This window comes from Granulicella sp. L60 (assembly GCF_009765825.1).
Lineage (GTDB): Bacteria > Acidobacteriota > Terriglobia > Terriglobales > Acidobacteriaceae > Edaphobacter.
In genome coordinates this window covers 180,956-199,076 of the sequence record NZ_LMUR01000003.1, presented here as the reverse complement: position 1 = coordinate 199,076, position 18,121 = coordinate 180,956, and the positions used below count along the sequence as shown (strand labels likewise).

The window sequence follows — 18,121 nt, the reverse complement described above, 5'->3', positions numbered from 1 at the left end:
GCGAGAAGATAATAGTCTCGAAGGACTCTACAGCTTATTCGTATCGATAGACGGAGGCCTCTGCATACCCTCGGGCACAGGCTGCAAAGGAGCGTCGGGCAGTCCCTCGCCGTCACCCTGCGGCGTGCCGACGGTGTCGGGCTCATTATCTTCCGGTGAGTCAGGCGAGTCCCGGGGATCGGGTGCAGGATCGAGGTTGCCGTCCGTCATCGTTCCCTCCTTAGCCTTGCTAGCCTTCCCTAATCTTCCTTAGGTTCGTGCTCCGAGTGCACCTGAACCTCGGCATCCACTGCCGGCGAATCCGCGCCATCGACCTGCGCGTCGGTGTCATAGTTCGGTGGCAAACTAGAGAGACGCCCGTCCACGATTGCCTCGTCCGCCACGGTCTCGGCTGGCCCACTGCTGTCGCCGTCAGCCTGAGGCTCGCTCTGGTCCTTCTCCTGCTCCACCTCGTCGGCGGTCTCGGGTGCGTGATGCTCCATAGGAATCTCCTCCTGCTCGGCCAGCTCGCCGGCCATCTTCTCAAACTCTTCGATGCTCGGAAGCTCGTTGATGTCTTTGAGACCGAAGCGAAGGAGGAAGTCCTTGGTTGTTTTGTACAGGATTGGTCGTCCAATCACCTGTTTACGTCCCGCCGTAGCCACCAGCTTGCGCGTCATCAGCGAACCCAGCACGCCGCCGGAGTCGACGCCGCGAATCTCGGAGACCTCGGGCGCGGTCACCGGCTGTTTGTAAGCCACCACCGCCAGCGTCTCCAGCGCCTGCAGCGACAGCTTCAACGGAGGCTTCAGCGACTTCACAAATCCACGCACCGCATCGTGGTACTCAGGCTTGGTCGCCAGACGGTAGCCCCCGGCCACCTCGCGGATCTCAAGCCCACGGTCGGAGGTCGCATAGTCCGCGATGAGCTGATCAAGAATCGTGCGGAAGTACTCACGCAGACGGCGTTCCCTCTCCTTGGACTCGCGCGCCAGCTTCTTCTCGTCTACCGCAGCCTCAGCAACTACAGCAGGAACATCAATCCCCTGCCCTGCCGACGCGGCCTCAGCCCCTGCGGAGCCATCCTCAGCCTCCGCAGCGGAAACTTCGCCATCGGAAGCCTCGTCCGAATCCGCGGAGCTCATCGCAGCGGCATCGGCAGCAGCGTGCTCACGGAGAGCCTTGGCATGAGCAGCCTCTTCCGCGGCGGCCTGATGCAAGTGTTGCTCCAGAACCTCCGCGTGTTCATGCTCGGCCCGAAGTTCAGACTGATCGTCAGCCTGAACACCGGCGTTGTCATCGCCCGTCGCAGGCTCGTCGGCGCCGGAAAGTACCTCGCTGTTCAGGGAGTCGGGGTCGACCGCATCCCCTCCAACAGCAGGCTCGTCCAGGGCCAGTTGGTGCTGGGCGGAGTCAAGGTGGTCCAGCTCTGCCTGGGCTTCGTGGCCAAGCAGCCCCGCAAGCTGCGCAAGTGTGACTGGTTCTTCGGAGGCGTAGATGACTGCTTCGATCTTTGCTTTAAGGCTCATGGTCTCTTAGGTGTACTTCTAAGCATACCAATCGCCGGGTATGATCTCCTGCAGGCGTCCGGAGCAAAGTTCAGAAGCAGGAAAAAATGACGGCATCGATGACGAAGACGAAGAACAGGATCACCCGCAGGCAGTGGCTCAGGCAGGCCGCTGGAGTCGCCGCAACCGCCGCAACGCCTTTGTTTTTGAGGCAGTCCGCCCTAGCAGCAGGCAGCCCCGCTCCCGAAGGGACGACAGGACCGGGCTCGCTGAAGGCACACGCCGCCGCGCGTGGATTGCTGACCGGATGCGCCGTAAACGCGGCCCTCTTCCGCGACGATGAAAACTTCCGGAATCTGCTCGCCGAACAGTACAACATCGTCGTGCCGGAGAACTGCCTGAAGTGGAACATCCTGCGCCCCACGCCCGACACCTACGCCTTCGAAGACGCAGACAGCCTCGTAGCCTTTGCCGAGGCACACGGCATGAAGGTGCGGGGCCACAACTTCGTCTGGCACCAGGCACTCCCCACCTGGTTCGCTGGAACCGTCAACAAGGACAACGCCAGGAAGATGCTCGTAGACCACATCCGCACCGTAGGCGGACGCTACAAGGGCAAGATCCACTCTTGGGACGTCGTCAACGAGGCCATCTGGATACCGGACAACCGCCCCGACGGTCTGCGCAGCTCCTCACCCTGGTTCGAGATGCTCGGTCCCGGCTACATCGACCTCGCCTTCCGAACCGCCCGCGAGGTCGATCCGAACGCCCTGCTCACCTATAACGACTACAGCATCGAGTACGACAACGACGAAGACGGCAAAAAGAGAGCCGCAGTCCTGGCCCTCATCCGAAGAATGAAAGCCGACGGCGTTCCACTCGACGCCCTCGGAATTCAATCCCACATCAAGGCAGGCGGCACCGTTGGCTTCCACCAGGGCCTCCGCGAGCTCATCGACGGCGCAAAGGCGCTAGGCCTCCAGGTCTTCCTCACCGAGCTCGACGTAAACGACGACGCAGTCGCCACGGAAGACATCGCCGAACGCGACAAGATTGTAGCCGAGGTCTATCGCAGCTATCTCGAAACAGCGCTCGAAGGCCCCGAAGTCAAAGCCGTCCTCACCTGGGGAGCAAGCGACAGGAACACCTGGCTCAACAAAGGAACCAAGTTCCGCAAGCAGCATCCCGACCGCCTCCAGCGCCCCCTGCCCTTCGACGCCGACTACGCCCCCACACCCGCCTTCTTCGCCCTGCGACAAGCCCTGGACAAAGCAAAGAAGCGCTAGCCTCAATCCCCGGAAAAGACCCTTCAGCGCAAACAAAGACGGCCCGCAATCATCGCAGGCCGTCCTCGTTACAGTTCCGCCGAAGCTACTTCACCATGCTGCTGAACAACCAGAACAGGCAGCCCGAGAGCAGCGCCGCCACCGGCAGGGTAAAGATCCACGCCAGCGCGATATCGCGAATCGTCGACATCTGCAGTCCGCTCTTATTCGCCGCCATCGTACCCGCGATCCCCGAAGAGAGAACGTGCGTCGTCGACACCGGCAGCCCATACCCATCCGCCAATCCGATCGTGAACATCGCCGTAATCTCCGCCGAGAGCCCCTGCGCATACGTAAGGTGCGTCTTGCCGATCTTCTCGCCCACCGTCACAACGATGCGCTTCCAGCCAATCATCGTTCCCAGGCCAAGAGCCAGTGCCACCGCGACCTTCACCCACGTCGGAATGAACTTCGTCGAATGGTCGAGCAGACCCTTGTAGTTCGTCAGCACCTTCTGATCGCCTTCACTCACCTTCGGCCCATACTTCGGCAGAAGGCGAAGCGTCTCGCTCGTCAGGTACATCTGGTTGCGGACGTTAGCCTGCATGTTCGACGGCACCGCTCCAAGCGACTTGTACTGCGTCGCCTCGTTGCGGATATCGCCGACCATCTCCTGCAGTGCAAGCATCGTATGCGGCGTGAACTGGTGCGTGCTCACAAACGCCTCCAGCTCCGGCCCGCTGTCTCCCACCGTTGTGTTCGGATCCACGTAGTTCCCTACCGCGCCGATCACCTGCTGCGACACCGCAGCAAACGTCTCCACCTGGTTGTACCCGACCGTATGATTCAGCGCATACGCCGTCGGCACCGTACCGACCAGGATTAGCATGATCAATCCCATGCCCTTCTGTCCATCGTTCGATCCATGGAAGAAGCTGACGCCGCTGCACGTAGCCCAAAGCATCACGCGGATGTAGAGCGGCGGCGGCTCATTGCCCTTCGGTGCCTCATACAGCCGCGGATCCTTCATCACCAGCTTGAACAGCCCAAACAGCAGCGCCGCGCAACCAAACCCGATCACCGGAGAGATCAGCAGTGCCTGGAACACCTTCGTGACCTGTCCCCAGTCCACGCCGCTCGTGCCGCTCGAACCATGCATCAACTGGTTCGCCACGCCCACGCCGATGATCGACCCGATCATCGTGTGCGAGCTCGACGCCGGCAGTCCGCGCCACCACGTAGCCAGGTTCCACAAAATCGCCGCGATCAACAACGCAAACACCATCGCAAATCCGGAGCCCTTGCTCACCTTCAAAATCAGCTCCACCGGCAGCAGCGAGATGATCGCGAACGCCACCGCGCCCGAGCTCGTCAGCACGCCGATAAAGTTGCATATACCCGACAGCACCACCGCCACATGCGGCTCCAGCGCATGCGTGTAGATCACCGTCGCCACCGCATTCGCCGTATCGTGGAAGCCGTTGACGAACTCGAAGCCAAGCGCAATCAGCAGCGCCACGCCCAGCAGAAGATAAGGAAAGATCGAGCCCTCATGAACCGGCAGAAGATCGGAGTAGATCCGACTGGCAATGTAGCCAACGCCGCCGACGAGCATAACCGCAAACGCGATCATCCCAATCTTGCCGGGGGACGACTTCTTCATCTTCTGGTCGAGCAGTGAGCCGGGAGGAGATAGTGTTGGAGTTGCCATAAGGTCACCTTGAATGCAGAGTATTGTGCGGTCAGCCTCAAGATAGGCCGTAATTGCGAACACCGTGTTACAGGACTGTGAAAGTGGGGAGTTCTTTTGGCCTCCCACCCTCGCGGCCCCCCGCGCTCTTTACTCTGCAAACCTTTGCAACAAAGCCCCTTCCGCCCCCTAAAAGATCGAAAGAAGGTCCTGCCGGACGGGCCCACTACTCGTGGGGAGGTCACTTCGTGACATGTATACCTCGTCGGGGCGAGTCATTGGCAAAGGGCCTCCCGTTGGTCGGCACAATCATCATTCCGACCAACGGGAGGACTTCCACCGCCAGCACGGGCAACACAAGTACAAAAGTCACGAAGTGACCTCCCGCTGAGCAAGCGGCCCGTCCGGCAGGACAGAATCTTTTCCCTTTTTAACGCCAGTCGTCCCGAGCCTGTGCATGATCCGTAAGGACCTGCTCGAAGTTCTCGGTCTTCTTGATGAGAATGTCGCCCTGGATCACTGGCTGATGCAGCAGCACAGCCTGTAGCCGCACCAGCTCCAGCATCGCCAGGAACATGCAGATCACCGCACGCTCCGTATGGGTGTTGTGCAGCATGCGGCGCAGGCTTACCGGCTTGTCTTCCATCATCAGCCGCCGCTTCACATACTCGATCATCTGCGCCACCGTCACCGACTCCTCATCTACATTCAGAATCGGACGCTCGCGCAGCCTGCTCAACACATCCTGAAACACCCGCACCAGGTCGACCGTATCCGCAGCAATCTCGCGGTCCTCATCCAGCACCGGAGCGCCGGTCTCGCCAATATCACGCCGAAAGTTCTTCAGCCCGGAGTTGGTCCACGTCGCCTCTTCAATCTGCTGCTTCTGCAACAACATCTGCGCCGCAGCCTTGAAGCGTTCATGCTCCAGCAGACGCTCCACCAGCTCACGCCGCGGATCTTCCGCATCGCCGCCAAGCACGTCCGAAGGATCGCGCGGCAGCAGCGTCTTCGACTTGATATGGATCAACAGCGAGGCCACATAGATAAACTCGCCCGCCGCATCCACGTCCACCTGCTTAAGATGGTGCGTGTACTCCAGAAACTGGCTCGTAATCTTCGCAATCGGAATGTCGTAGATGTCGATATTCTGCTTGCGAATCAGGTCCAGCAGAAGATCGAGCGGCCCGTCATAGACCAGCCCCACGGTAATCGAAAACGGCGACTGCGAGGCCTCTTCTTTATCCTTATCCTTCCCCTTTGCCGCAGCCCGCTTTGGCTCCGGCGCCTTGGGCGGCACAGGAGGATGCTGCAACGCAAAGGGCTCGCTCGCCTCCGGAATAACATCCGAAGAGATATCCGAAACAGAAGCGTCCGAAGCAGAGTCATCCGTCGTCTCAGCCGAAAGACTCTCACCATCAGAGACAGTCTCTTCAGCAACCGACTCGTCAGCGGCAAGGGACGGAGCCGCGTTCACTTCAGAGGGCTTCACCTCTTCGGCGTTCACTTCGGGAGGTAGGGTTTCATCTGGCATGGTCATTATTCGAGGCCGATGGCCTGGCGTACATGCTGCAATGTCTGGATCGCCCGCTGCCGAGCACGTGCGGAGCCATCCCACAGTACCGCATCTACCTGGCTCGGGTCTGCTTCCAGCGCACGGCGGCGCTCCTGGATCGGCGCAATCTCCCGCACAATCGCATCGGCCAACCATCCCTTGCACGTAATGCAGCCGATTCCCGCCGTCCTGCAGCCCTGCCACACCTCGGCACGAACCTCCTCGGTCGAAAATACCTTGTGCAGATCGCCCACCGGACAGATCTCCGGATTGCCGACATCCGTGCGCCGTACCCGAGCTGGATCGGTCACCATCGTCTTCAACTTCGCACGAAGATCGGCCTCAGGCTCCGAGAGCATGATCGTGTTCCCATAGCTCTTCGACATCTTGCGGCCATCCAGCCCCGGCAGCTTCGGCGAAGGCGTAAGCAGCACCTTAGGCTCAGGCAGAATCCCCGTGACCACGCTGTTCGCAGAGAGCTCGGCAGTCAGAATCTCCTTGTCGGAGTGGTCTTCCCTCGCCTTCGCAATCGCCGGAGTCGCCTGCGAACAGTAGAGCGCATTGAATCGCCGTGCGACCTCGCGCGTCAGCTCAACGTGCGCCACCTGGTCCTGCCCCACAGGAACAAAGTCCGGCTGGTAGAGCAGAATATCTGCCGACTGCAGCAGCGGATAGCCCAAAAATCCGTACGTGTTCAGGTCCTTTTCCCGTAGCTGCTCCTGTTGATCCTTGTACGTAGGAACGCGCTCCAGCCACGGCAGCGGAGTGAACATGCTGAACAGCGTAAACAACTCCGCATGCTGGGGAACATGAGACTGGATGAACACAGTACAAACCTCAGGGTCCAATCCCGCCGAGAGAAAATCCAGCGCAACGTCCCGGATGTTCTGCCGCAGCGCCGTCGGATCGGCGTAGTCAGTCGTCAGCGCGTGAAGGTCGGCGATAAAGAAGAAGCAGTCGTACTCGTGCTGAAGCCGCACCCAGTTATACAGCGCACCCATGTAGTTCCCCAGATGCAGCTTGCCCGTGGGGCGCATGCCGGAGAGCACCCGCGCGCGGGGGGAAACGAGAGTATCTCTATTGCCTTTGGAGTCTTCGAAGTTTTCAGTCATTACGGTCAACTGCAAGGGTAAATGATCCAGGCCGAAAATAGAGCACCCAGCCACCTTCTCGCGCTGCACGGGCAGCGGTCACTTCGTGACAGGTACACCGGCTCCTCCCTGGGCCACCCGCTGGTTGGCGGAAAGATTCTTGACTTGCGACCAGCGGGAGCACCCACCGAAGGGGTATACAAGTCACGAAGCGACCTCTCGCCGAGCAGGCGGTCCGTCCGGCAGGACAGAGCCTTCTCCGGGTCCAGGAAGGAGGCAAAAAATAGTTGAAAACCGTGGCGTATTTTTCCGCTCTCAAAAGTGACCGCGAAGCCACCACATCCACCACGCTAACTACCACAACTCACCAGCAAAAAACCACATCCAACCACCCGCTTTTCCCAAAACACCCCTCAAAAACGCCCATAAACCGCAAAAAAACCGCACCCCACCAGCGCGGATTTTTTCTGCGAAAAAAATGTCCTAAAGGGTAAACAAAATGTGGTTGAACGTAGCAAAAAGCGGCGAGAACAGAGCCGAGATGAACCGCCCCCCCACCAGGAACAGAATGATCAGCCCAAACATGCCCATCCGGTCATACACCTGCACCGCCCTATACGGCAGAAAGTGCCGCAGAACATGACTTCCATCCAGCGGAGGAATCGGAATCAGATTGAAAACAAACAGCAACAGATTGATGAGGATAACGAAGTAAAGAAACAGCGCAATCGGAAACAGCGCAGGCAAACCCTCTGTCGTTACGCCCGGAACATGCTGCGCCAGCGCCATGGCAGTCGCAATCGACTGAATACCATCTGGAACCAGGTGTTTCATCAACAAAAGCAGCACCAGCGCAATACTCGCCGAAAGCAGATTGCTCGCAGGCCCGGCAAGCGTCACCAGAATGTCATCGCGCTTGTAGTTCTTGAAGTTACGCGCCGTTACTGGCGTAGGCTTCGCCCAACCCACCACAAATCCACCATATACAAGCGAGATCAGCGGAAAGATCACCGAGCCAAATAGATCAAGGTGCTTCATCGGATTGAGCGTCACACGGCCCAGCATCCGCGCAGTGGGATCGCCAAGACGCCATGCAGTCCAGGCGTGCGCACACTCATGAACGCTAAACGCAAGAATCAAAACAACGACTTGAAAGACGATAAGAACAACTTGCTGATTCATAGAGCTTCAAGTCTACTTAATTTCGCGTGATGAAACCGTAAACATCTACTTCTGCTCTTGTGCTTGTTCCGGGGCACTCTTGCTGCGTTTGACCTTAGCTGGAATGCCAACCGCAACTGTAGCCGGTGGAACTGGCTTCGTCGCAAGGCCGAGCGCACCCAGCATCGCATCCTCTCCAATACTGGCGCCGGCCAGCACAGTCGCATGATATGTAACCCGCGCACGCGGCCCAAGCTCAGTGACCTTATTCGTAACGTCGGCCTGGTGATTGATGTCGTGGGTGTGGCTATAAATATTCGCGTAGTCGGAGACGCTCGTCCCCTCGTGAAGGATGATTTCGCCACGATCGTCGAGCATGACGTTCTTGTGGATCGTGCACTTGTCTTCGATGGTGAGGTTATAGCCATAGGTAAATTCGACATTGTGAAAGATCTTCACGCCCTGACCGAGATGTTTGAAGATGTGCTTTCCGAGCATGCAGCGAAAGCGGAAGCCCAGCCAGTGGTTGAGTCCCAGAGGCGAGCGGTCGAACATCTGCCAGAACCAGATCAAAGGCTTACGCAGCGCATACTGCTCGGCGTTGACGTCTCCGTAGTACTCCGGCTCAAGAGTTACATTGCGACAGTCAAAGGACTCTTGCAGAGAGTACATACCAAGTTCGCTGTTGAGAGTCGGCTTGCCGCGGCCTCCGCGAGGATGTCCCAGGTAGAGTTGATAGAGTTCGTCGCGCACGACGTCGGCCCGGCGGTCAGGCGATGGGTGCCGGGTGAACTCTTCGTTCAGATACGCCAGCCAACGGGTATAGATGGATTCGGCCTCGGGAGTCGGCTTGAGTTCGCGGTATGGAAGGATTGGCATAGTTTTCAGTAACTTTCGGTTGTCTCGGATTTGCCTGTCTTCTTATTCGATGGCAAAGACGGCATAAACGGTAGCTGATTTTTCGATACGGCGAGGGTTGATCGCCAAAGGAAGCACCTTGTCCGCCATAGCCATGGTTGCGGGTGCGGCACGCATCATCATAGGACGCGGCGGCTCAGCCTGGGTCTCGTTGCTGGCGTAGATAAGCGCTCCGAGCCGTACGCTGAGCCCCTTTGCCATCTGCTCCGCAACAGTACGGGCCCGCTGCAGAGCCTTCGCTGCAGCCTCGGCTTGAGAAGCATTCTCATCCTTCAGCATCCAATCAATCTGGCCGGATTGATTCGCTCCTGCCTTAGCGGCGAGGTCCAGTATCCGTGCAGCGTCGTCGGCAGAGGTGCGGACGGTCCAGCTCAGGGTGACCTGGAACTTGCGCTGGGCCTTCTCGGCAGGAGTCAGCTTATCTACCTGGTACTCCTGCACCGGCGCGACGTTCTGGCTCTCGCTCTCGATCGCGTCAGAGGGAACACCTGCCGCACTCACTGCCTTGATGATTGCGTTTGAGCTACGCGATCCTGTGGCGTAGGCGGAGTCGCTGTCGGGGCCGTAGGCGATGAAGCCGATATGGACGCTGGCGGTGTCAGCCATGACGACGACCTTGTCCGTCGCGGTGATCGCGATAGTACGGTTTTCCTTATTGACTGCGATGGTCTGAGCACCGAGAGGCAGGGCGAATACAAACGCGATGTTGCACAGCGCGATGGCAGTGAGGCGAGAGATGTTCATGCTGGATCTCCTTCCGTAGCAAGCAGGTTCGCAAGGGTCTCTTTGTGCTTCGGGTTAGACGCGGCCCTCTGTTTAGGATCAGGCAGGACGCGTTCTGGTGGCGGAGAGCCGACGCGAGTCCTGGCGTTTGCTTTGACCGCTTTAATCTTCGAAAATGTCTTCTTCTTCGATTTAGTCATGATGAACCTGAACCGTCCATATCCTCTCGAACGTACTTCGTGATTATGCCTGAGTGTTGGTCCTGAGGTTCAGTCATAACCCGCCGAAGTACTCCTGAGCTTATACAATAAAAGCGACTGCGCGGATCGTCTGAAGCTCGACTATCAGCCATGTAGTAGCGCTCTCCAGGATGCGGGCCAAGGGGTGATTTATGGAAGAAAGAGATTTTTTTGATGAGCGGCCGGAACAACGTACCCATGTCATGACATGTCCGCACTGCGGGCAGCAGGGGGAGTATCAGATCGAATGGGTCGTAAGGCGGAAGAAGGCACAACTGCCTCGGGGAGCCGATGATCGCGACCGCGCCAGATTTGCCAAAGCCCAGAGCTACATGGTCCGTCGCGACGACCCGATGGGCTGCAAAAACGTCCGTTGCCGCAAACGCTTCGATGTAGTCGGAATTCAGTCTGTCGCGTTTATTTAGCCCGTTTTCGAACTTTTCAAACCAGAGTCTTCTCTGATCTGGTTTCATTTGCACAGGCTGTGATTTAATACATCAGGAGATGATGTCCGCAAGATATCGTCTCCTCATACAGACCGAAGAGTACGCGGAGATCAAGACGCAATGGCGAACACCCTGCTTCCCATCGAAGAACGCAACCTGACACCGGATGAGGTGGAACTGCTGGATAAGCGCCGGCGTCGCGGCCAATTGTTTCTCGTACTCTGCTTCCAGAGCTTGATCGTTGCGACGTTGCTGACGCTGTGGAGCGGGCAGGACAGCACGTTGTCGCCTGGGTTCGCCCATCCGATCGTGTACTGGAACGCAATCACGTTCACAGCGGCTCTTGTGTTCGGCATTCTGGGCGTTCGTCTGAAGCGCGGAAGCAACGAGTTCATCAGCTACTAACGGTCGAGTGGACTGCCGGGCCGCGTTTGCGAGGGAGCAGCCAACGCTGGGTTGTCCCTTTTGGCGACATCTGCCTTGCTCGCTATTGCCAAAAATCTGCGTGGTGGCCGGCTGACGTTTTTCGCTTATTTGGGCGTATTTTGTAAAAAATGAATGCCCGAACGTGGTCTTTCGCTGGTGAGTTGTGGTGAATTGCGTGGTAAACGTGGTTATGAGCAGGTCGCATCTCGGGACCTGAAAGTACGCCATGAGTTTGAACTATTTTTTCAGTGCCGGACGCAGTAACGTATCGCCTAGGACGGAAATTTAGCTCGAACTCCGATGTTTGGATCATTTACCCTGAATAGAGAGGGATGGGCGCGGATTTTGGTCCCATTTTTGAGCGAACGCATCTAATTTCCATAGAAGCGAAGCACATGGCGGCCACGATGTTTTCTCGAACGATTCGCGATGGAAGTACCGCGGTTCTGGAGCAAACCCCTGAGGGCCTGAGTAGGCTACGGGATAAGTTTGGCCGGGCCATAACGGACCTGCGCGTTTCGGTGACCGATCGCTGCAACTACAAGTGTGTCTACTGCCGGACCGGTAACGAGGGCGCTCAGTACACCGAGCTTGCAATCGCAGACTATCTCCGGATGACGAGGGTGTTCGTCTCGTTGGGCGTAGAGAAGGTCCGGTTGACGGGTGGTGAACCTTTGCTGCGGTCAGGACTGGTGGAGATGGTGCGCGAGCTGTCGGCGATGCGCACGGCTTACCTTCCTGATGGAACCAAGGCCGATGATTCGGCGAAGGCGGGTCTGCCGCTGGATATTGCGTTGACGACGAATGGCCATCTGCTGGAAGGTCTCGCCCAACCCCTGAAAGATGCTGGGCTCAGTCGCGTCACGGTGAGCATGGACGCTGTCGATGCGGAGACCTTTACTGCGATTACTCGCGTCCCGCGTAGCTTCGACAGGGTGTTGGCAGGTGTGCGGAAGGCTCAGGCGGTCGGACTGGGACCGGTGAAGGTGAACTGCGTGTTGCTGCGCGGGTTCAACGACGGACAGATCGAGCAGTTTGCGGAGTTCTCTCGGCGCGAGGGCGTGATCGTGCGATTCATTGAGTGGATGCCGCTTGAAGAGGACCGAAGCTGGAAGAGGGAGTCCGTGATCTCGATGGACGAGATTGTGGAGCGGCTTCACCGGTACCGTCCACTGGTGGAACTGCCTCCGCATGCGGCCAGCGAGACGGCGAAGCGGTTTACCTTTGACGATGGTCTGGGTGAGATCGGGATTATCGCTCCGGTATCTCGGCCGTTCTGCGGTCATTGCAGCCGCGTTCGCCTGACCTCGGATGGGAAGATCAGAACTTGCCTGTTTTCTCAGAGTGACCATGACCTGTATGGTGAAATGGTACGCGGCGGAACGGATGATGAACTGGCTGCGTATATCCGTAAGATCGTGATGCGCAAAGAAGCGCGGCATCACATTGGCGAATCCGATTTCCAGAAGCCGTCTCGCAACATGGTTCATATTGGTGGTTGATTGGTGTGTATTCCTGAGCTTCCGATCCGGGGACATCACGCGATCCTTGCACCCGTGATATCTGAGCTGTGATAGACCTGAAGAAGGAACAGTGAGTGAAAGACAGACGACCGTTTGAGGTGATCGAGAGCCGTCAAATGGATCACCTTCGGGTGTTTCACGATGTGGCGCGTTCGCTGACCTCGAGCCTGGAGCTGGAAGAGATCTTGGGGGCCATCATGAACAAGATGGCACAGTTTTTCGGCCCTGAACGCTGGTCGCTGCTGATGGTCGACGAGAAGGCCGGGGAGCTGTACTACGCGATCGCAGTTGCGGAGAACGCGGAGAGCCTGAAGGGTCTACGAGTTCCGCTGGGCGAGGGCGTGGCGGGCTGGGTGGCGGCTACGGGTAATCCGCTGGTGGTGCCGGACGTTGCGCTGGACGCTCATTGGTCTGCGTTTGCGAACAAGCATCCGGACCTGAAGATCAAGTCGATTGCCTGCGTACCGGTGAAGTCCGGCAATACAACGTTGGGCGTGATCCAGCTGCTGAACAGCAAGCTCGACCTGATGTCCGAGTATTCGATCTCCTTTCTGCGCATTCTGTGCGACTACGCTGCGATCGCGATCCAGAATGCACGGTCGATGACGCTGATCCAGGAGCTGACGATTACGGACGACGTAACCGGGCTCTTCAATGCGCGTCATCTGTACACGATGCTGGAGGAGCAGGTGGCGAAGCGTGGGGCGTTTAGTTTGATGTTCGTTGATCTTGACTACTTCAAGTCCGTCAACGATACGCATGGCCACCTGGTAGGAAGCCGGTTGCTGGCGGAGATCGGCGGGTTGATGAAGCGCTCGCTTGGACCGAATAATGCTGCGTTCCGGTACGGCGGCGACGAGTTTGTGGCGCTGCTGCCGGGGATGGGCAAGGCGGCGGCGACCGGGACCACGATGGCACTCTCCGACGATCTGCGGGCGGCGCGGTTTCTGGAGGGCGCGGGACTTTCGCTGAGCGTGTCGGGAAGCTTTGGACTGGCCACTTATCCGGAGGACGGAGATACGGTGGCGACGATCCTGCGCTCCGCGGACACGATGATGTATGAAGCGAAAGTGACGCGGGACAACGTTGCGGTTGCGGGCAGAGGCCTGGTGGGAAGGCCGCATGCTGCCAGGACGGGAAGCGGTTCGCGGCAGGCAGTTGGCGAGATCTATGCTGGGCGCGAGGCGCTGCCTCGCGATCGATGATTCCCTGTTGTTTTCTTTTTCGTTAACTCTTTCTTGGGGATATTTGTCCTGCCGGACGGGCCCACTGCTCGTGGAGAGGTCACTTCGTGACTTTTGTACCGGTCGGGGTGAGTGATCGGCTGGGTCCTCGCGTTGCTCGGGATTGGGTTAGTCGGGGGCGTGGCGTTCAAGATTGACTCGGTGGCGGGCTTCGGGCTTGATGACGTCGCGGTTTTCGGCGGCTACGGGGTGGATGCCGAAGTCCCAGACGCCGAGGTTGACGGCCTTGTCCGAGATCACCTCCATCAGCGCGAACTCGCCAAAGTCCAGAGGCTTGCTCGGAGTGATCTTGAGCCAGTGTCCGCCGGGGAGTAGTTCGGTGGTGGTCTCGACGACATCCTCCTGGCGCTGGCCGGAGCCTAAGAGGTTGATGCGGAAGCTGGCGATGAGGCGAGCATTGGTGCGGATGTCGGCGCGGACGACGACGTAGCGGCTGGTGGCTGCGCCTCCGCTGGGGTCGTTTTCGGCGCGGCTGGTGGCGCCGTGGGTGTCTACGGTGAGCGGGGTGCCGGCGGTGTCGCCTACGCTCTGGTCGCCGATGCGGAGGTAGAAGACGGGATCGGGAACATGGAGCTGCAGGGGAGAGGCCTCGCCTTTGAGCTGGACGATGGGGTGGGCGGCGGAGAGTGGGTTGATGGAGGCCCGCAGGAGATTGTGGCCGGTGTTGCGGTTGAGGTCGCTGTCGGTCTGGGCGAGGGGAACGAGTTCGGGTGTGCCGTGGAAGGTGTCGAGCGCGAGGGTGCTGTCCTGCTCGGGGAGGCGGAGATCTTTGGCGACCTCGGGGGTGAGGGCGGCGCGGTCGGCCTCCTCTTTGAGGAGCTCGGGGTCGATGGCAGGAGGGGTCTGCTGGTCGTCAGAGTTTGGGTTGGGAGTGGGAGCTTGGGCGTGTCTCTGCTCCCAGCGGTGGGTTGCGTCTAGGTCGACGAGCGAGAGCGGCACTTCTTCTTCGGCTCCGCCGCGCTCTGCACTGATGTAGCGGACTAGATTGCCGGTGACGCGGTAGCTCATGACGACCTGGTAGGTGCCGTCCTTGAGGATGAGGCGGGTGCGATGGGGGGCGGTGGCGTCGGGCTGGAGTGCGGTGGTGTGTTGCGGAGAGGCTTGGATTGCGGGCGCAGTGGCGGCGAGGCTGGCGGTGAGGAGGATGGTGGTGAGGAGGCCTGTCGGTTTGTGGCGGCGCGAGTTCGTCATGGTCGTGTGACTCAACAGTCTAGAGCAGATTGCGGTTTGTTATGTGGCGTGTGTTGGACGGAAGACACTCCGCGAGGTCGAACTAGATGTCGGTGGGGACTATGACGCCTTACTGCGATGGGAGGTGAGTGCGTCCGTTCGATGGGTCGTCCGGGGTACCCCACCCCCTGGGGGTTGGTATATCTAAATTGCTTATTTTCTTATACTTGATAATTTAGCTCCTTGTAAAATATTCATTCTATGTGGGTTACAGGTAAATATTTCCATCCAAAGGATTTAGTGCGTTTGGGGGATAAATTTGCCGTGCTTTGGGTTGCTTGGCCGCTGACGAGAAGGCATACCCCAGGGGCTAAAGCCCCCTTTTTTTTCGAGGCTGAGAGGCCCAAGGCTAAAGCCTTGGGTTACCTCAGAAGCAAAAGCATGAGGGTGCCAAGGTGAAGTCTTGGAGTACACAGGGGCTAGAGCGTTGGCGCACAGGGCTAGAGCGTCGAGGCTAAGGTCTTGGAGTGCACAGGCTACTGGAACGTTGGGTACACAGAAGCTACAGCGCGGATTCGTCAGATGCCTCCTTATCCTGTTCCAATGCAAAAAGCCTCGGCATCTGCCGAGGCTTTTTATCTTCTATATCCAGTATAGCTGGTTGGAGGTAACTTGTACGCCACGCGAATCTCCGCGGTTGGAGCGGGTCCTCGTTGTTTTGGGGCTTGACAGCTTGCGCGGGTATTCCGCACGCAGCAGGAGACGGATTAACGGGCTTCGAGGGGGATGTAGGGCGCTGGGTAGGATGGTCCGGTGTAGTCGGCGCGGGGGCGGATGAGGCGGTTGTCGTCGTGCTGCTCTATGACGTGTGCGGCCCAGCCGGAGATGCGGCTGATGGCGAAGATGGGGGTGAAGAGGTCGATGTCGATGCCGAGCATGGTGTAGGTGGAGGCAGAGTAGAAGTCGACGTTGGCGTTGAGCTTCTTGGCGTCTTTGACGAAGAGCTCGATCTTGCGGGACATGTCGAACCACTTGGAGTCGCCGGAGTCTTTGCCGAGCTGCTCGGAGAAGCGGCGGAGGTGGGTCGCGCGTGGATCTTCGGTGTGGTAGACGCGGTGGCCGAAGCCGGAGATCTTTTTCTTCTCGGCGAACATCAGCTTGACGTACTCGGTGGGGTCGGCACCGGCTTTGTCGATGGCGTATAGGAGGCGCATGGTGGCCTCGTTGGCTCCGCCGTGGAGCGGGCCTTTGAGTGCGCCGATGGCGCCGGTGATGGCGGAGTGGATGTCGGCCAGGGTGGCGGCGATGACGCGCGCGGCGAAGGTGCTGGCGTTGAGTTCGTGGTCGGCGTGAAGGATGAGGGCGACGTCGAAGGTGCGGGTGGCGGTGGCGGAGGGCTTCTCGCCGTTGAGCATCCAGAGGAAGTTGGCGGCGTGAGAGAGCGCGGGGTCTGCTTCGACGACGGACTTGCCTTTGCGGATGCGGTCGAAGGCGGCGACGATCATGGGGATCTGCGAGGTGAGGCGGAAGGATTTGCGAACGTTGGCGTCGTGGGAGCAGTCGGCTTCGTCGGCGTCGTAGATGCTGAGGAGCGAGGTGGCGGTGCGGAGGACCTGCATGGGCGTGGCGTCTGTGGGGACGCTGCGGAGGAGGTCGATGATCTTGGGATCGAGTTTGCGCGCGTCAGCGAGGTGTTTGGAGAAGTCGGCTAGCTCGGCGGCGTTGGGAAGCTTGCCAAACCAGAGGAGGTAGGTGCACTCCTCGAAGGTGGAGTGCTGGGCGAGCTCATGTATATCGATGCCGCGGTAGGAGAGAACGCCAGCGTCGCCGTCGATCCAGCAGATGGCGGAGCTGGTGGCGACAATGCCTTCCAGGCCTTTCGGTGCGACGACAGTAGTAGACATGGGCGTTTCTCCGAGTGTGAAACTAATACATTTGGTTATAGCGCAGCGGAGAAAGCATTGTCACGACGGAGTGGGCGAATATCGATATGGCTGTGCGAGAAAGGGATTATGCGCGGAAGCGGCTAGGTTCGCTGCGGGGAGAATGGGGCGAGATCGATGGAGGGTGTTTCGCCTGCGATGAGTTGCGTCATGACGTGTGCGGTGGCGGGGGCGAGGAGGATTCCGTTGCGGTAGTGGCCGGTGGCGATGAGGTGATTGGGATGGCTGGTGTAGGCGCCGAGGATGGGGAGACCGTCTGAAGTGGCAGGCCGCAGACCGGCCCACGCATCGGCCTGCGCGGTGTGGGCGAGCGGTGGGATGAGAGCAGAGGCGAGGGTGCGGAGATGATCGAGGTCGACGGGGTGGAGGGTCTTGTCGAAGCCGGCGTCTTCTACGGTGGCTCCGATGACGGCGCGGCCGGCGCTGGGGCCGGTGGTGCGAGGGACGATGTAGATCTCCGGCGTGCGGACGACGAAGTGCAAGGGGAACTTTGGAGGAAGCGTGATGGAGAGCATCTGTCCCTTCTTCGGCGTGACGTGCAGATGGTGGAGGGGGGAGAGGGAGTTGGACCAGGCTCCGGTGCAGTCGATGAAGCGCGCGGCGTGGAGTTTGCCGGATGATGTTTGGACCTCGACGTTCGTCTGAGGAATATTCGTCGGCTGGAACTTCGGCTGATGGAGATCCGTCTGATGGAGGTAGAGGACTTTGGTGTTGAGGCGGAGGTCGATGGCGGTGGCGCGAACGGCGGCGTGAAGAGCGGGGGCAAGTTGGCGGGGATCGAGGCTGTGCTCGTCGAGGAGGAGGAAGCGGTGGTGGGCGGGGACGAGCGCGGGGAGTAGATGAGAGAGATCGGATGCGGTGAGTTCGTTGGGCTGGCTGGGGATGTGATGCGGGAGCGACTGCAGCGTGGTGTGGGTTTGGAAGGGGACGCGGAGGTGGGAGAGCTGATGGAGACGTTCGAGGAAGTCGGGATAGAGAGAGAGGCTGAGGTCGGCGAGCGGACGGAGCTGGGGCGGGTTGTCGGGATCGGCGGCGGCGAGCATGCCCGCGGCGGCGGTGGAGGCTTCAGTGAGGGGAGCGCCTTGATCGAAGACGGTGACGCGAAGGCCGCGATGGTGGAGTTCGAGGGCGAGTGAGAGGCCGATGATACCGGCTCCGGCGATGCAGACGTCGGGATGGGGCATGGGATAAGTTTAGTGGGAGAGAAAGTCGGACGGAGAGATATAGTTTGGGTGTGTTG

16 protein-coding genes are annotated in these 18,121 nt (G+C 59.3%); 5 read left to right on the top strand and 11 right to left on the bottom strand.

What is annotated here, in order from left to right; translation table 11 throughout:
* Positions 1-27: 27 nt before the first annotated feature.
* Positions 28-210: a hypothetical protein gene (locus GSQ82_RS01575; RefSeq protein WP_158790254.1), complete on the bottom strand. Its 183-nt coding sequence runs from the start codon at positions 208-210 to the stop codon at positions 28-30.
* Between the two features lie 29 nt (positions 211-239).
* The gene (gene scpB / locus GSQ82_RS01570) at positions 240-1,508 is read right to left on the bottom strand and encodes an SMC-Scp complex subunit ScpB (RefSeq protein ID WP_158790253.1); all 1,269 of its coding nucleotides are present in this window, start codon (positions 1,506-1,508) and stop codon (positions 240-242) included.
* A gap of 86 nt (positions 1,509-1,594) precedes the next feature.
* Between scpB and GSQ82_RS01565 the strand changes: the two genes are divergently transcribed.
* Positions 1,595-2,773, top strand: coding sequence for an endo-1,4-beta-xylanase (locus GSQ82_RS01565; protein WP_254061347.1), 1,179 nt, complete (start codon positions 1,595-1,597; stop codon positions 2,771-2,773).
* A gap of 85 nt (positions 2,774-2,858) precedes the next feature.
* On the opposite strand, the gene GSQ82_RS01560 is transcribed toward GSQ82_RS01565, so the two are convergent.
* From GSQ82_RS01560 to GSQ82_RS01535, 6 genes are all read right to left on the bottom strand, one after another.
* A complete protein-coding gene (locus tag GSQ82_RS01560) occupies positions 2,859-4,463 on the bottom strand; it encodes an inorganic phosphate transporter (protein ID WP_158790252.1) in 1,605 nt (534 codons plus the stop codon).
* 409 nt (positions 4,464-4,872) lie between these two features.
* Positions 4,873-5,976 (bottom strand): ScpA family protein, encoded by a 1,104-nt coding sequence (locus GSQ82_RS01555; protein WP_254061346.1) that lies wholly within the window; start codon positions 5,974-5,976, stop codon positions 4,873-4,875.
* Positions 5,977-5,981: 5 nt separating this feature from the next.
* Positions 5,982-7,109 carry a tryptophan--tRNA ligase gene (trpS, locus tag GSQ82_RS01550; protein ID WP_158790417.1) on the bottom strand — a complete coding sequence of 376 codons (1,128 nt, stop codon included), beginning with the start codon at positions 7,107-7,109 and terminating at the stop codon, positions 5,982-5,984.
* Between the two features lie 462 nt (positions 7,110-7,571).
* Positions 7,572-8,270, bottom strand: a complete 699-nt coding sequence (locus GSQ82_RS01545) for a site-2 protease family protein (RefSeq protein ID WP_158790251.1) — start codon at positions 8,268-8,270, stop codon at positions 7,572-7,574.
* Between the two features lie 45 nt (positions 8,271-8,315).
* Entirely contained in the window at positions 8,316-9,128 is an 813-nt protein-coding gene (locus GSQ82_RS01540; protein WP_158790250.1) for an acyltransferase, read from the bottom strand.
* A 42-nt stretch (positions 9,129-9,170) separates the two neighbouring features.
* Positions 9,171-9,911, bottom strand: a complete 741-nt coding sequence (locus GSQ82_RS01535) for an SIMPL domain-containing protein (RefSeq protein ID WP_158790249.1) — start codon at positions 9,909-9,911, stop codon at positions 9,171-9,173.
* Between the two features lie 370 nt (positions 9,912-10,281).
* Here GSQ82_RS01535 and GSQ82_RS01530 point away from each other — a divergent pair, with 370 nt between their 5' ends.
* The 4 genes from GSQ82_RS01530 (at position 10,282) to GSQ82_RS01515 (ending at position 13,729) form a co-directional block, all read left to right on the top strand.
* Complete coding sequence (locus tag GSQ82_RS01530; RefSeq protein ID WP_158790248.1) at positions 10,282-10,554, top strand: hypothetical protein; 273 nt, start codon at positions 10,282-10,284, stop codon at positions 10,552-10,554.
* A 141-nt stretch (positions 10,555-10,695) separates the two neighbouring features.
* The gene (locus GSQ82_RS01525; RefSeq protein WP_158790247.1) at positions 10,696-10,980 is read left to right on the top strand and encodes a hypothetical protein; all 285 of its coding nucleotides are present in this window, start codon (positions 10,696-10,698) and stop codon (positions 10,978-10,980) included.
* A 416-nt stretch (positions 10,981-11,396) separates the two neighbouring features.
* Positions 11,397-12,503 (top strand): GTP 3',8-cyclase MoaA, encoded by a 1,107-nt coding sequence (moaA, locus tag GSQ82_RS01520; protein ID WP_254061344.1) that lies wholly within the window; start codon positions 11,397-11,399, stop codon positions 12,501-12,503.
* A gap of 95 nt (positions 12,504-12,598) precedes the next feature.
* Positions 12,599-13,729 (top strand): sensor domain-containing diguanylate cyclase, encoded by a 1,131-nt coding sequence (locus tag GSQ82_RS01515; protein WP_254061343.1) that lies wholly within the window; start codon positions 12,599-12,601, stop codon positions 13,727-13,729.
* A 147-nt stretch (positions 13,730-13,876) separates the two neighbouring features.
* On the opposite strand, the gene GSQ82_RS01510 is transcribed toward GSQ82_RS01515, so the two are convergent.
* The 3 genes from GSQ82_RS01510 to GSQ82_RS01500 form a co-directional block, all read right to left on the bottom strand.
* Positions 13,877-14,959 carry a hypothetical protein gene (locus GSQ82_RS01510; RefSeq protein WP_158790246.1) on the bottom strand — a complete coding sequence of 361 codons (1,083 nt, stop codon included), beginning with the start codon at positions 14,957-14,959 and terminating at the stop codon, positions 13,877-13,879.
* A gap of 746 nt (positions 14,960-15,705) precedes the next feature.
* The gene (locus tag GSQ82_RS01505; protein WP_158790245.1) at positions 15,706-16,842 is read right to left on the bottom strand and encodes a citrate synthase; all 1,137 of its coding nucleotides are present in this window, start codon (positions 16,840-16,842) and stop codon (positions 15,706-15,708) included.
* Between the two features lie 122 nt (positions 16,843-16,964).
* Positions 16,965-18,065: an FAD-binding oxidoreductase gene (locus tag GSQ82_RS01500; protein WP_158790244.1), complete on the bottom strand. Its 1,101-nt coding sequence runs from the start codon at positions 18,063-18,065 to the stop codon at positions 16,965-16,967.
* Positions 18,066-18,121: the final 56 nt, after the last annotated feature.

Coding starts and splice junctions, on each gene's coding strand:
- GSQ82_RS01575 (WP_158790254.1), bottom strand. CDS start 210: ATGACGGACGGCAACCTCGATCCTGCACCCGATCCCCGGGACTCGCCT.
- scpB (WP_158790253.1), bottom strand. CDS start 1,508: ATGAGCCTTAAAGCAAAGATCGAAGCAGTCATCTACGCCTCCGAAGAA.
- GSQ82_RS01565 (WP_254061347.1), top strand. CDS start 1,595: ATGACGGCATCGATGACGAAGACGAAGAACAGGATCACCCGCAGGCAG.
- GSQ82_RS01560 (WP_158790252.1), bottom strand. CDS start 4,463: ATGGCAACTCCAACACTATCTCCTCCCGGCTCACTGCTCGACCAGAAG.
- GSQ82_RS01555 (WP_254061346.1), bottom strand. CDS start 5,976: ATGCCAGATGAAACCCTACCTCCCGAAGTGAACGCCGAAGAGGTGAAG.
- trpS (WP_158790417.1), bottom strand. CDS start 7,109: ATGACTGAAAACTTCGAAGACTCCAAAGGCAATAGAGATACTCTCGTT.
- GSQ82_RS01545 (WP_158790251.1), bottom strand. CDS start 8,270: ATGAATCAGCAAGTTGTTCTTATCGTCTTTCAAGTCGTTGTTTTGATT.
- GSQ82_RS01540 (WP_158790250.1), bottom strand. CDS start 9,128: ATGCCAATCCTTCCATACCGCGAACTCAAGCCGACTCCCGAGGCCGAA.
- GSQ82_RS01535 (WP_158790249.1), bottom strand. CDS start 9,911: ATGAACATCTCTCGCCTCACTGCCATCGCGCTGTGCAACATCGCGTTT.
- GSQ82_RS01530 (WP_158790248.1), top strand. CDS start 10,282: ATGGAAGAAAGAGATTTTTTTGATGAGCGGCCGGAACAACGTACCCAT.
- GSQ82_RS01525 (WP_158790247.1), top strand. CDS start 10,696: ATGGCGAACACCCTGCTTCCCATCGAAGAACGCAACCTGACACCGGAT.
- moaA (WP_254061344.1), top strand. CDS start 11,397: ATGGCGGCCACGATGTTTTCTCGAACGATTCGCGATGGAAGTACCGCG.
- GSQ82_RS01510 (WP_158790246.1), bottom strand. CDS start 14,959: ATGACGAACTCGCGCCGCCACAAACCGACAGGCCTCCTCACCACCATC.
- GSQ82_RS01505 (WP_158790245.1), bottom strand. CDS start 16,842: ATGTCTACTACTGTCGTCGCACCGAAAGGCCTGGAAGGCATTGTCGCC.
- GSQ82_RS01500 (WP_158790244.1), bottom strand. CDS start 18,065: ATGCCCCATCCCGACGTCTGCATCGCCGGAGCCGGTATCATCGGCCTC.